Source organism: Paraburkholderia sp. GAS82, assembly GCF_050436285.1.
Classification (GTDB): Bacteria; Pseudomonadota; Gammaproteobacteria; order Burkholderiales; family Burkholderiaceae; genus Paraburkholderia; species Paraburkholderia phenazinium_B.
This window is the reverse complement of the sequence record NZ_JBNDLX010000002.1, coordinates 290,345-303,764: the sequence shown is the minus strand read 5'-3', so window position 1 is coordinate 303,764 and position 13,420 is coordinate 290,345. Positions and strand designations below refer to the sequence as shown.

The 13,420-nt window shown below is 62.7% G+C and carries 13 protein-coding genes; 11 read left to right on the top strand and 2 right to left on the bottom strand.

Annotated elements, in window-relative coordinates; genetic code table 11:
• Positions 1-136 precede the first annotated feature (136 nt).
• From P3T17_RS07690 to P3T17_RS07650, 9 genes are all read left to right on the top strand, one after another.
• A complete protein-coding gene (locus P3T17_RS07690; protein WP_074266670.1) occupies positions 137-1,186 on the top strand; it encodes a sugar ABC transporter substrate-binding protein in 1,050 nt (349 codons plus the stop codon).
• A gap of 8 nt (positions 1,187-1,194) precedes the next feature.
• Complete coding sequence (locus P3T17_RS07685) at positions 1,195-2,730, top strand: sugar ABC transporter ATP-binding protein (RefSeq protein ID WP_429405829.1); 1,536 nt, start codon at positions 1,195-1,197, stop codon at positions 2,728-2,730.
• Positions 2,720-3,763, top strand: coding sequence for an ABC transporter permease (locus P3T17_RS07680; protein ID WP_429405826.1), 1,044 nt, complete (start codon positions 2,720-2,722; stop codon positions 3,761-3,763). Before P3T17_RS07685 ends, P3T17_RS07680 begins: the two co-directional genes overlap by 11 nt.
• Before the next feature lie 24 nt (positions 3,764-3,787).
• A complete protein-coding gene (locus P3T17_RS07675) occupies positions 3,788-4,111 on the top strand; it encodes a UxaA family hydrolase (RefSeq protein ID WP_429289134.1) in 324 nt (107 codons plus the stop codon).
• A gap of 28 nt (positions 4,112-4,139) precedes the next feature.
• Positions 4,140-5,462, top strand: coding sequence for a UxaA family hydrolase (locus P3T17_RS07670; protein ID WP_074266666.1), 1,323 nt, complete (start codon positions 4,140-4,142; stop codon positions 5,460-5,462).
• Positions 5,463-5,530: 68 nt separating this feature from the next.
• Positions 5,531-6,571: an aldo/keto reductase gene (locus P3T17_RS07665; protein ID WP_429405824.1), complete on the top strand. Its 1,041-nt coding sequence runs from the start codon at positions 5,531-5,533 to the stop codon at positions 6,569-6,571.
• Between the two features lie 6 nt (positions 6,572-6,577).
• The gene (locus P3T17_RS07660) at positions 6,578-7,411 is read left to right on the top strand and encodes an amidohydrolase family protein (protein ID WP_429405822.1); all 834 of its coding nucleotides are present in this window, start codon (positions 6,578-6,580) and stop codon (positions 7,409-7,411) included.
• Between the two features lie 58 nt (positions 7,412-7,469).
• Positions 7,470-8,213 (top strand): SDR family oxidoreductase, encoded by a 744-nt coding sequence (locus tag P3T17_RS07655; protein WP_429405820.1) that lies wholly within the window; start codon positions 7,470-7,472, stop codon positions 8,211-8,213.
• A 45-nt stretch (positions 8,214-8,258) separates the two neighbouring features.
• Complete coding sequence (locus tag P3T17_RS07650; RefSeq protein WP_429405818.1) at positions 8,259-9,107, top strand: ureidoglycolate lyase; 849 nt, start codon at positions 8,259-8,261, stop codon at positions 9,105-9,107.
• 4 nt (positions 9,108-9,111) lie between these two features.
• On the opposite strand, the gene P3T17_RS07645 is transcribed toward P3T17_RS07650, so the two are convergent.
• Complete coding sequence (locus tag P3T17_RS07645) at positions 9,112-9,546, bottom strand: PaaI family thioesterase (protein WP_074266661.1); 435 nt, start codon at positions 9,544-9,546, stop codon at positions 9,112-9,114.
• Between the two features lie 248 nt (positions 9,547-9,794).
• Here P3T17_RS07645 and P3T17_RS07640 point away from each other — a divergent pair, with 248 nt between their 5' ends.
• The gene (locus P3T17_RS07640) at positions 9,795-11,414 is read left to right on the top strand and encodes a methyl-accepting chemotaxis protein (protein ID WP_429405816.1); all 1,620 of its coding nucleotides are present in this window, start codon (positions 9,795-9,797) and stop codon (positions 11,412-11,414) included.
• Between the two features lie 36 nt (positions 11,415-11,450).
• Here the strand turns inward: P3T17_RS07640 and P3T17_RS07635 are convergent, their stop codons facing one another.
• A complete protein-coding gene (locus P3T17_RS07635; protein WP_429405814.1) occupies positions 11,451-12,548 on the bottom strand; it encodes an AGE family epimerase/isomerase in 1,098 nt (365 codons plus the stop codon).
• A gap of 154 nt (positions 12,549-12,702) precedes the next feature.
• On the opposite strand from P3T17_RS07635, the gene P3T17_RS07630 reads away from it, so the two are divergent.
• Positions 12,703-13,389 (top strand): MgtC/SapB family protein, encoded by a 687-nt coding sequence (locus P3T17_RS07630; RefSeq protein WP_074266659.1) that lies wholly within the window; start codon positions 12,703-12,705, stop codon positions 13,387-13,389.
• Positions 13,390-13,420: the final 31 nt, after the last annotated feature.

Genomic DNA, 13,420 nt, shown 5'->3' with positions numbered 1-13,420 from the left:
GCATATATGAATAATACGTTCATTGGTGAATTGTCGTGCACCAATATCGATAAGAACTAAGAACGCGCAGGACGATACGCCGGCCGCTGAGCGGAGCGGCGGGGGCAGTTCAACAACACCTATCAGGAGACAAGACATGACGTTCGCTAAGGGGCCGCGCGCGGCCCATCGCTTCATTCGTGGCGCTTTATCAGTTGGGGTAGCGGCCGCATGCGTGGCCGGCCTCGTGACAAGCGGCGCTGCCCGCGCCGCCGATTCGGGCAAGATCGGTCTCGATCTGCCGCTCCTCACCTCGCCGTTCTGGCAGTCGTACAACAACTACCTGCCCGTCTACGCGAAGCAGAGCGGCCTCGACATCCTCGCACCGGTCAATTCCAACGGTGACCCTGCGCAGCAGATCACCGATATGAACAACATCCTGAATCTGGGTGCGAAGGGCATCGTCGTCGGGCCGCTGGATTCGGCCGCGATCAGCCGGGCGCTCGACGCCGCGTCCGCCAAGAACGTGCCGGTGGTGGCCGTAGACGTCGCGCCGACCCAAGGCAAGGTCGCGATGGTGGTCCGCGCCGACAATCACGCGTACGGCGAGATGGCCTGCAAGTACATCGGCGAGCATGTGAAGTCCGGCAAGGTCGTGCAGATCGAGGGCGATCTGGCGTCGGTGAACGGCCGTGACCGTTCGGAAGCGTTCCGTACATGCCTGAAGCATTACCCGTCGCTCTCGCTGCTGGAAATTCCGGCCGCGTGGAAGGGCGACGTCGCGGCCACCGCGCTCGACAGCCTGTTGACCGCCAACCCGGACGTGAAAGCGATCTACATGCAGGCAGGCGGAGTTTATCTGTCGCCGACGCTGCAGACGCTGCGCCGCAAGCAGATGCTGTTTCCGGTGGGTGATGCGAAACACGTCGTGATTGTCAGCAACGATGGAATTCCGCAAGAGTTCGAGGCGATCCGCAAGGGTGAGATCGACGCCACCGTTTCGCAACCGGCTGACCTGTACGCGAAGTACGGCCTGTTCTACATCAAGGCCGCGCTCGCCGGACAGACCTTCAAGCCGGGTCCGACCGATCACGGCAGCACGATCATCCAGATCGCGCCGGGGATGCTGGAAGATCAGTTGCCTGCGCCGCTCGTGACGAAGGCGAATGTCGACGACAAGAACCTGTGGGGCAATACGGTCAAATGAGCGAGCTCATGCACGCGCCTGGCGTTGCGGCGGCTGCCTCTGGCCAGGCGATGGTCGAAGCGCTGGAAGTGACCAAGCGCTTCGGCTCGTACGCCGCACTGAACGACGTGAGCATCCGCGTGATGCCTGGCGAGTCGCATGCACTCGTCGGGCGGAACGGGGCCGGGAAATCGACGCTGGTGTCGATCCTCACCGGCCTGCGCAAGCCGGATACCGGCGAGGTGCGCTTCGGCGGCGCGCCGGCGCCTTCGCTCGCGGACCGCGACGCCTGGCGCGAGCGTGTGGCCTGCGTCTATCAGCATTCCACGATCATCCGCGACCTCAGCGTCGCGGAGAATCTGTTCATCAACCGTCAGCCTGAACGGCGCGGCATGATCGACTGGCAGGCCATGCGCCGCGACGCGCGTGAACTGCTCGATCACTGGAAGATCGACGTGCGCGAAGATGCGCGCGCGGGCGATCTGAGCGTCGAGGCACGTCAACTGGTGGAGATTGCGCGGGCGCTGTCGTATGGCGCGCGCTTCATCATTCTCGACGAGCCGACCGCGCAGCTCGACGGCGATGAAATCAAACGCCTGTTTCGCCGCATCACCGAGTTGCAGCGCGAAGGCGTGACGTTTCTGTTTATCTCGCACCATTTGCAGGAGGTGTACGAGATCTGCCAGGCGGTGACGGTGTTGCGCGATGCGCGGCATATCGTCAGCGCGCCGGTTTCTGCGTTGCCGCGCGAGCAACTGATCGAAGCCATGACCGGCGAGCGCGGCGGCCTTGCAGTCGCCGACGCTGCTTCGCGCGAGCCACTACCGGCCGATACGAATGTGGCGCTGGAAGTCGCGGGTCTCGGCGGCGTCGATTACGAAGACGTGTCGTTCACGGTGAAGCGCGGCGAAGTTATCGGTTTGACTGGTGCGACGAGTAGCGGCCGCACCAGTGTCGCGGAAGCGATCGCAGGGTTGCGCTCGCCGACCCGTGGCGACATTCGCGTAGCAGGTAAGTCGTTGCCGCGTGGTGACGTGCCGGCGGCGCTGGCGGCCGGTATCGGCTGCGTGCCGAAAGACCGGCATCACGAAGGCCTGGTGCTGACGCAATCGGTTGCGGAAAACGCCTCAATGACGATCACGCGCCTGCTCGGCAAGTTCGGGCTCGCCTCGCCCGCGAAGAAGAATGCGTTCGGCCAGAAGATGATCGAGGCACTCGGCATCGTCACGCCGGGTCCTGAGCACGTCGTATCGGGCCTGTCTGGTGGCAATCAGCAAAAGGTCGTGATGGCGCGCGCCTTGGCGACCGATCCGAACGTCCTCGTGCTAATCGACCCCACCGCCGGCGTCGACGTGAAATCGAAGGAAGCGCTGCTGTCTGTCGTGGACCGTGTGCGTGAAGAGGGCAAAGCGGTGCTCGTGGTTTCCGGCGAACTCGATGACTTGCGTACCTGTGACCGCGTGCTGGTCATGTTTCGTGGCCGCGTCGCGGCCGAATTTCCCGCGGGTTGGCAGGACCACGACCTGATCGCATCCGTTGAAGGAGTCAGTCTCCATGAAGAATAGTGTGCCTAGCCCTGCATTCGCTACGGCTCAAGGAGCGGCCGGCGCGCCTGCCGCGCGCAGCCGCCGGGCGCGGATCGAGCTCGCGCGTCTGCGCGACCTCGCGTTGCTGCCCGCGCTTGCTTTACTGCTTGTGATAGGCGCTTTCGTCAGCCCGAGCTTTTTGACCAAGGCGAATCTGATCAGCGTGCTTGGGGCCTCCGCGGCGCTCGCGCTCGTCGTGCTCGCCGAATCGCTGATCGTGCTGACCGGCAAGTTCGATCTGTCGCTCGAGTCGACGGTGGGGATCGCACCCGCTGTCGGCGCGATGCTCGTCATGCCGGCGGCGTCCGCCGGTTTTGGCTGGCAATGGCCGGCTGCGGCAGGTCTGTTGGCGATTCTCGTCGTCGGCGCGGTGATTGGTTTTATCAACGGCTTTCTGGTGGTGCGCTTACGGCTCAATGCGTTCATCGTCACGCTCGCGATGCTGATTGTGCTGCGCGGCATGCTCGTAGGCGCCACCAAGGGCGGCACGCTGTTCGATATGCCGCCGTCGTTCTTCACCCTCGCCACCACGATCGTGCTTGGGCTGCCTGTCTCCGTGTGGCTCGCCGCAGTGGCCTTCGCTGTCGCCGCGTTCATGCTGCGCTACCATCGTGTTGGGCGTGCGCTGTATGCGATCGGCGGCAATCCGGAAGCGGCGCGCGCGGCCGGGATTCGCGTCGAACGCATTACGTGGGGCGTGTTCGTGCTGGGCAGCGTGCTGGCGTCGCTTGGCGGCCTGATCGTCACCGGCTACGTTGGCGCGATCAACGCGAATCAGGGCAACGGCATGATCTTTACCGTGTTCGCGGCGGCAGTGATCGGCGGCATTTCGCTCGACGGCGGCAAGGGCACGATGCTCGGCGCGCTATCCGGCGTACTATTGCTGGGTGTCGTGCAAAACCTGCTGACGCTCGCACAAGTGCCGTCGTTCTGGATTCAGGCCATCTACGGCGCCATTATTCTCGGCTCGCTGATGGTGGCGCGCCTCGCGAGCGGCGAAGGCCAGAACTAAAACGGACCCATTGCGGAGACAATTTTGAGCAGCCCATCGCATACCGACGCCCGCCTGATCCTGCTAAGTCCGCAGGACAACTGCCTGATTGCAGGGGCGCGGCTCGAAGCCGGCACCGAGCTTGAGATCGAAGGCGAGCGCGTCACGCTCGCCAAGACGATCGAGCTTGGTCACAAAGTCGCACGCGGCGCGCTGGCGAAAGACGACAAGGTGCTGCGCTACGGCGCGGTCATCGGCCACGTGACCGGAGCCGTCGCGCGCGGCGAACATCTTCATACCCACAACCTCGAAAGCGACTACCTGCCCACGTACACGCACGATGCAGGTCACGAGTTCGTGCATCATTGATGCGGTGCAATACCGCGCTGGAACGATCATGACTGACACTTCCGAAGCAACGATCTCCACGACCGCCGGCACGCAGCCGATGCTGCAAGGCTATTTGCGCAGCGACGGCCGCAAGGGCATCCGCAATGTCGTTGCGGTCGCGTATCTCGTCGAATGCGCGCATCACGTGGCACGGGAAATCGTCACACAGTTTCGCGAGCCGCTCGATGCGTTCGATGACCCCGCAGCCGAGCGTGATCCGGCGGTTCATCTGATCGGGTTTCCCGGCTGCTATCCGAATGGCTATGCGGAAAAGATGCTCAAGCAGCTCACTACGCATCCGAATGTGGGTGCGGTGCTGTTTGTGTCGCTTGGTTGCGAGAGCATGAACAAGCACTATCTCGTGGACGTGGTGCGAGAGAGCGGCCGGCCCGTGGAAGTGCTCACGATCCAGGAAAAGGGTGGCACCCGCAGCACGATCCAGTATGGCGTGGACTGGGTACGCGATGCGCGCAAACAACTGGCGGCGCAACAACGCGTGCCGATGGCGCTTAGCGAACTGGTGGTCGGCACGATCTGCGGCGGCTCGGACGGGACCAGCGGCATCACCGCGAATCCCGCCGTGGGCCGCGCGTTCGATCATCTGATCGAGGCTGGCTCAAGCTGCATCTTCGAAGAAACGGGCGAACTGGTGGGCTGCGAGTTCCATATGAAAACGCGCGCCGCGCGACCGGAGCTGGGCGATGAAATCGTCGCCTGTGTGGCGAAGGCCGCGCGCTACTATTCGATTCTCGGCCACGGCAGTTTCGCCGTGGGTAATGCAGACGGCGGGTTGACCACGCAGGAAGAGAAGTCGCTTGGCGCGTATGCGAAGAGCGGAGCGTCGCCGATTGTCGGCATCATCAAACCGGGCGATGTTCCGCCGACCGGCGGCCTTTATCTGCTCGACGTGGTGCCGGATGGCGAGCCGCGCTTTGGCTTTCCGAACATTAGCGACAATGCCGAGATCGGCGAGCTGATCGCCTGCGGAGCGCACGTTATCCTGTTCACGACCGGACGCGGATCGGTGGTGGGCTCGGCCATTTCGCCGGTCATCAAGGTGTGTGCGAATCCGGCGACCTATCGCAATCTCGCGGGTGATATGGATGTCGATGCGGGCCGGATTCTCGAAGGACGTGGCACGCTGGAAGAGGTCGGCCGCGAAGTGTTCGAGCAGACGGTGGCGGTGGCGCAAGGTGTAGCATCGAAGTCCGAAACGCTTGGGCACCAGGAGTTTATCCTGACGTACAAGACATTCGAGCCGGTTGGCCCGGCGTGTCTGCCGTCGAGCGCGGGGTCTGCGCAGCGGGTGGTGGAGATCGCTTCGCATTAAAACTGCATGAGGCGCGAGTAAGCGCTAAAGCGCTAACTCGGACCGACCGCGACAATGGAGACATCTGCATGACAGCAGCGATTGATTCGAACGTCGTAAAGCGCCGCCAGATTGGCCGGCGTGATCTGCAGGTGAGCGGGCTCAGTCTGGGTACGGCACCGCTCGGCGGCCTCTACCACGATCTGACGGAAGAACAGGCACTCGCCACGGTCGCCGCAGCCTGGGATGCAGGCGTGCGTTTCTTCGACACTGCGCCGCATTACGGCCATACGAAAGCCGAGCACCGGCTGGGCGATGCGCTGCGTCGCTATCCACGTGAACAGTATGTGCTGTCCACCAAGGTCGGCCGGCGCTTTGTGCCGCGCACCAACCCGTATGACGGCAGCGAAGGCTGGCAAGACCCGCTGCCGTTCGAGGCCATCTTCGATTACACCCACGACAGCATCCTGCGTTCGTTCGAGGACAGCCAGCAGCGGCTGGGCATCGTCGAGATCGACATCCTGCTGATTCACGATATCGGCCGTGTCACACACGGCGATAAGAATCCGGTCTACTGGAAGCAACTGACGGAAGGCGGCGGCTTTCGCGCGCTCGATGAATTGCGCTCGGCGGGTGTGGTCAAGGCTGTCGGCCTTGGTGTCAACGAAGGCGCGGCGGTTCTCGAGATGATGGCGGATTTCGACATCGACTGCGCGCTGTTGGCGGGCCGCTATACGTTGCTGGAACAGGCAACGCTCGACGACCTGTTGCCCGCCTGCGAGGCGCGCGGCGTAAGTATCCTGTTAGGCGGAGCATTTAACTCGGGCATTCTGGCGCGCGGTGTTCAAGGGGATCTTAAGTTCAACTATGGCGCTGCGCCCAAAGAAGTGATCGAGCGCGTGGCGCGGCTCGAAGCCGTATGCCGCGCGCACGATGTACCCTTGGCCGCGGCGGCGCTGCAGTTTCCCTACGCTCACCCAGCCGTCGCAACCGTGCTGACCGGGGCGCGCAGTGTCGAAGAATTGCGCGAGAACGTCGCTTCGTTCGATCGCCCGATTCCTGCTGAACTGTGGACGGCATTGCGCGACGAGGGTCTGCTGGATCCGCGGGCGCCGGCGCCCAAGGATTGACTACCCATGCACATCGACGCTCACCAGCATTACTGGGATCCGGCCCGCGGCGATTATGGCTGGCTGACGCCCGATCTGAAGTCGCTGTACCGGACCTTCGGGCCACAAGATCTCGCCCCGCTGCGTGAGCGCGCCGATGTGCAGCGTACGGTCGTCGTCCAGGCGGCGCCCACGGTTGAAGAGACCCGCTACCTGCTCGATCTCGCGCGCGAAGAGGCGTCGATTGCGGGCGTGGTCGGCTGGGTGCCGATGTTGTCCAACGATGCACCCGCCCTGATCGCTGAACTCGCACGTGACGCGAAATTCAAGGGCATCCGGCCGATGCTGCAAGACATCGCTGACGACGACTGGATCGCCAATCCCGATCTCGCACCCGCCGTCGAAGCGCTGATTGCTCACGACCTCGCGTTCGATGCGCTGATTTTTACGCGCCATGTGGACGCCCTCGAAATCTTCGTCAAGCGCTTTCCCAAGCTGCGCATCGTGGTCGATCACGGCGCCAAGCCGCCGATTCGCGACGGCGGCCATGAAGGCTGGCAAAGTTGGGCCGACGGCATCACACGTCTCGCCAGCTTGCCGCACGTCCATTGCAAACTCTCCGGGCTTGCGACTGAGGCCGCGTCCGGTTGGACGGAGGCCACGTTGCAACCCTTCGTCGACCATCTGCTGAAGTCATTTGGTCCGGCGCGTCTGATGTGGGGCAGCGATTGGCCGGTGCTCGATCTGAACGGTGACTACCTGCTATGGCATTCGGTGGCGAATACACTACTCACCGGATTATCCGACGCGGAACGCGAAGCGGTGTTCGGCGCGAACGCGACGGCGTTCTACCGTCTGTGAAATTCATGGCAAGCTATCCCGTATAAAACTTCGCAAGCCATTTCAACTGGAGCCGTAGATGACACAAAGACTGGCCGGGAAGACGGCCCTGATTACTGCCGCCGGACAAGGCATCGGTCTTGCCACCGCCGAACTCTTCGCCAGCGAAGGGGCGCGGGTGATCGCTACCGATATCCGTATCGATTCGCTCGCCGGCAAGCCGGTCGAGGCGCGCAAGCTCGATGTGCTCGACAAGGCCGCGATCCACGCGCTGGCCGCCGAACTTGGCCCGATCGATGTGCTGTTCAACTGCGCAGGATACGTCCATGCCGGATCGATTCTCGAAGCGACGGAAGAAGATTGGGACTTCGCGTTCAACCTGAACGCCAAGGCGATGTACCACACGATTCGCGCGTTTCTGCCGGGAATGCTGGAGAAGGGCAACGGTTCGATCATCAATATGTCGTCGGCGGCGTCGAGTGTAAAGGGCGTGCCGAACCGCTTCGTGTACGGCGCGTCGAAAGCGGCCGTGATCGGTTTGACGAAGGCCGTCGCTGCAGACTTCGTCACACGTGGTGTACGCTGTAACGCGATCTGCCCGGGCACGGTGGCTTCACCGTCGCTCGAACAGCGGATTGCGGCACAGGCGCAGGCGCAAGGCGCCACTGTCGACGCGGTGCAGGCGGCGTTCGTCGCCCGCCAGCCGATGGGCCGCGTCGGCAAGACCGAAGAGATCGCGGCGCTGGCGCTGTATCTCGCCTCCGACGAGTCGGGCTTTACTACCGGCCAGGCGCACGTGATCGACGGCGGTTGGTCGAACTAGCCTGTTTTTTCACTGAACACTCTGGATAGATAGGGAAGTGCAACGATGAAACTGCTTCGTTATGGGCCGAAAGGTCAGGAAAAACCCGGCTTGCTCGACGCGCAAGGCAAGATCCGCGATCTGTCGAAGGTGGTGGCCGACATCAATGGCGACACGCTGACGGACGCCGGTCTCGCGCAACTGCGCAAGCTCGACCCGGCATCGCTGCCGGTGGTCGAAGGCAATCCGCGCCTTGGGCCGTGCGTTGGCCGGATCGGCAAGTTCATCTGTATCGGCCTGAATTACGCCGATCACGCGGCCGAGTCGAATCTGCCGGTGCCGACCGAGCCGGTCGTGTTCAACAAGTGGAATAGCGCGGTCAGCGGCCCGAACGACGACGTCGAGATCCCGCGCGGCTCTAAGAAGACCGACTGGGAAGTCGAACTGGGCGTGGTGATCGGCAAGCCGGCCAAATACATTGATGAGGCGAACGCGCTCGACTACGTCGCCGGTTATTGCGTGATCAACGACGTCTCCGAGCGCGAATGGCAGATCGAACGCGGCGGTACGTGGGATAAGGGCAAGGGCTTCGACACGTTCGGCCCGATCGGCCCGTGGGTTGTCACGCGCGATGAAGTCGCCGATCCGCAGAACCTGAACTTGTGGCTCGAAGTGGACGGCCACCGTTATCAGAACGGCTCGACCAAGACGATGGTGTTCACCGTCGCGAAGCTCGTGTCGTATCTGTCGCAGTGCATGAGCCTGCAACCGGGCGATGTGATCTCGACCGGCACGCCGCCGGGCGTCGGCATGGGCGTCAAGCCGAACCCGATTTATCTTAAGCCGGGTCAGACGATCCGCCTCGGTATCGAAGGCCTGGGCGAGCAGCAGCAGAAGACTTACGCAGCAGAGTAATCCCTCAAGGCGACGGCACCGTTTCCCCGCCGTCGCCGATCCGGTTGATTGTCCCCTGCGCGACGGCGACGAGCCGCTCGCGATCGCCGTCCATCACAAAGATATTGCACTGACAGGTCGCCTGATGCCGCCCGGCATAGACGACCTGCGCCCGCGCGACCAGCATGCCGTTCATCGCGGGCCGCAGATAGTTGATCTTGTACTCGCCCGTGACGACCCGCGGCCCGAGTGCGAGCGCTCCGGCGAACGTGAGCGCATTGTCCGCCAGGTAACTGATCACTCCCCCGTGAACGAAGCCGTGTTGTTGCCGCAACTCGTCGCGAATCGGCAGGCATAGGGTCACCTCGTTGGCACTGGTGTGCATCAGCTCGGCGCCGAGGAGCATGCTGAAGGGCTGGGCATGGAGTGCGCCTCGTGCCCGGTCCAGTAGATCTGTCATCGTCGAATCCTTCGGGGCGATGCCCGTGGTGGCGTCCCTACCCACTCTAGGAAGCCCGTACGCGCCACGTCAAGGTGAATCGCAAAAATGACGCGCGGATTATTGTGTAAATCAATGTCAATAGAGTGATTGCATCGCGAATCAGCTTGCAAGACAGTCTTTCACCGGGTTTTGCTCAAGAGAACGTTGGTGTTGCCGTAAACAGCGTCGTGGTTCTCCCGTCATTCAATGCAATTCAGGTGTTCACGATGTTTAGCAAGATCAAGGTCGCATCCGGCCTGCTGTGTGTTTTGGCCGCTTTTTGCCTGCTGCAACTGGTGACGGAAGGTTTGGGGTTCTGGTCGTTGACGCGTACCCATGACGACGTTGGCGAACTGTCGAATGTCGCGTTGAATCAGGTCGATGCGGTGAATCGCACTACCCAGGCGCTGATGGACGCGCGCATCAACCTGTCGCGCGCCAGCACGCGGATGGTGAAGGGCAGCGCCGAACCGGCCGACATCGTGCAGCACGCTCGCGACCAACTGGTGGCGGCGGATCAGTCGTTCACCTCGTTTACCAACGCCACCAAGACGAGCGACGAAAACAGCGCTCGCGCCGCAGCGCTCACTGACCGTTATCAGAAATATCACTCGGCGCTGGTCGAACTGACGCAGGATCTCGACTCGGGCAACATCCAGGCCTTCCTCGATCAGCCCACTCAGTCTTTCCAGGACGCCTATCTCGGCGAACTGCATACCTTCGTAGAGTTCGCGGACGCCGCGAACCGGGCTTCTCTCGAGTCGATCGACAGCCGGCTTGCGTTGTTCCGCAGTGTTGGCGCGGCGATCCTGCTGTTGCTGCTGGCGGGCACGGTGGCAGTCTACCTGGCGCTGCGGCGCGGCGTGGTTGCGCCGCTCGAAGAGGCGGGCCGCCATTTTGACCGGATTGCGCAAGGCAAGCTCGATCAGGCGATTACCGCGCGGGGCACCAACGAAATCGGCCGTCTGTTTTCGGGGCTGGCGAGAATGCAGGCAAGCGTCGCGCGCACAGTGAAGACGGTGCGTGAATCGGCTGACTCGATTTACCTGGGCGCTAACGAAATTGCCACGGGCAACGCGGATTTGTCGGCGCGTACCGAGAGTCAGGCTGCCTCGCTGGAGGAAACCGCCTCGAGCATGGAAGAGTTGACTGCGACCGTGCGGCAGAACGCCGATCATGCGCGCGAAGCGAACGCGCTCGCGCAGACCGCATTGGATGCCACTTCGCGCGGCAGCGAGGTCGTGAATCAGGTGGTCGACAAGATGCGGGGGATCGCGCAGAGCTCGGACAAGATCGCGGAAATCATTTCGGTGATCGACGGCATCGCGTTCCAGACCAACATCCTCGCGTTGAACGCGGCGGTCGAAGCGGCACGGGCAGGCGAGCAAGGACGTGGCTTTGCGGTGGTGGCCGGCGAAGTACGCGGGCTTGCTCAGCGCAGTGCGCAATCGGCCAAGGAGATCAAGACGCTGATCAGCGAGTCGGTCACGGAGATCAAGGGTGGCTCGACGCTCGTCGAGCACGCGGGCGGCGCGATGCGCAATGTCTCGGAGTCGATCTCGCGTGTCACGCAAATGATGGCGGAGATCAGCGCATCGTCGCTCGAGCAGAGCACTGGCATCGAGCAGGTCAACCAGGCCGTGGTGCAGATGGACGAGATGACGCAGCAGAACGCGGCGCTGGTCGAAGAAGCTGCTGCGGCCGCGGCCTCGTTGCATCAGCAGACGCAGCAACTAAAGGCGGCCGTCTCGGTGTTCGAGATTTCCGATGTCGTCCTAAGGATGCAGCAGTTCGACGAGTTGCGCGGCGAGCACGAGCGGGAGTTTTCGTTCGGTGCAGCGGTTTAAGCAGGCTTTTCTTCGGTTTATCCAGATCTCGCCGCGTCAGGCCGGCAGCGCTGCATACGCGGTGGCGAGATGATATGGCGTCGTCGACGGCATGTCGGCGCGCGAAACCTCGCCTGTAGCCGTTTTGCACTCGTACCATCCTTGCGGGTGCAGAAAGCGTTGCTGGAAATGCTCGATTTGCCCCGGCAAGACGGCGCGCGCCGCGTCGTCATTGCGTGTAGCTAGAGCGCGCAGATATTCGCTCTGTGCCCAGATCCGCTGTGTCGCGTCCTTGACGCGACCAGCTTCGTCGAGCGATGCAGCGACGCCGCCTGTCACCGGATCGACGCCATGCCGCTGCGCAAAATCAAAGGCGCGAGTGAGTGCCTCGTCGAGCCGCGATCCTTCCAGCAATGCACCTGCCTGCTTGACCAACCAGAACCATTCGAACTGGTGCCCCGGCTCCAGACGATTGTCATCCGCCCCTAACGGCAGCTCCGCGATGGAGCCCGTCGGCGCATGCACGAAAGTGTGTTCGATCGCGCCTGCCAGTTTGCGCAGCGCTGTATCGAATGCGCTATCGCCGGTCGCTGCGCGTGCGGCGAGCCACGCTTCCGTGAGGTGCATCAAGGGGTTTTGCACAGGCGTGCCGGTTACCGTCGAAAACGTTGCGTCCAACGCGGCGTTGAGCAGACCATCCTGCGCCGCGAAGCGGTCTTCGATCAGCGCCGACGTACTGTGCACCAGGTCCAGCGCATCCCGATTGCCCGAACGCGCGCCGTATTCGGCACACGCGAAGACCAGGAAAGCGTGCGTATAGAGGTCCTTGGTCGTATCGAGCGGCGTACCTTCTGAATCGACGCTATAGAACCATCCGCCCCGCTGCTTGTCTTGAAAGTGGTGCACGAGCGCATCGAACAAGCCTTCGGCGTGGGCCGTATCACCTGCCTGGGAGAAAACGAACAATTGCCGTGCGCAAGCCATCGCGCGGTAGCGTTCGGCCGGCAGGGGGCGGTGGCTTTCGGCACTGACTGCCTCGTACGGCAGTTTCAATGCGGTGTTGAAGCCCGGCCCGCGCCAGATGGGCAGAACGACGCGTGCAAAATGATCGCGCAGGGCGGCGGCAAGGGTGATCGCGGAGGCGGGTGTGTTCATGCTATGAATCTGCTTGGGGTAGAGCCGTACAAGGTTGCGGGCGCTGGGTCCGGCAAGGCAGCGCGGGTCCAAGCATAAAGCAAACCGCCAGCGAGGGCACGTTTGCGACCCTCTCAAATGCGGTTCCAATAATTTCAGATAAGGAGGAACAACCATGCTGGGCAATGTCGAACTGGTCTCGCGGCTGGTGTTGGCCGCGGCGCTTGGCAGCGTCATCGGTATCGAGCGTGAGCGGCTGTCGTGGGCCGCGGGCTTGCGCACGCACATGCTGGTGTGCGTCGGCTCGGCGCTCATCATGATTGTCTCCGCGTTCGGTTTTGCCGATGTGCTCGGCGCCCAGAACGTCGTACTGGATCCCTCGCGGATGGCTGCCCAGGTGGTCTCCGGTATCGGCTTTCTGGGAGCCGGCTCGATCCTGATGCGCGGCGAGATCGTGCGCGGACTGACGACTGCGGCGAGCCTGTGGTCGGTGGCGGCGATCGGGCTGGCGGTGGGCGGTGGTATGTACACGGCGTCGATCGCGGCGACCATCATCATCCTGATCATCCTGGCGGGAATCAAACCGCTCGAGCGGCGTTTCATCACAGTCAAGCAGCGGCGTCAGCTGACGTTGCTGGTCGAGCGCGGTGCGCTCACGTTTCACTCGCTGCACGATGCGCTCGGTGCGGCGAGCCCGCGTGTCAAACAGTTCGTGATGCAACAGAGCGACGATGCGCCCGAGTTCGATGTGGTGATGATCACGCTGCACCGGGTCTCCTCAACCGAATATGCTGCGATTCGCGATCGCTTGCGTGAACTGCCTTGCGTCAAGGAGCTTCGCGAGGACGATCCGACGGTTTAAATCGGCGATGGGCTTTAGCTGGCGCGGTTGG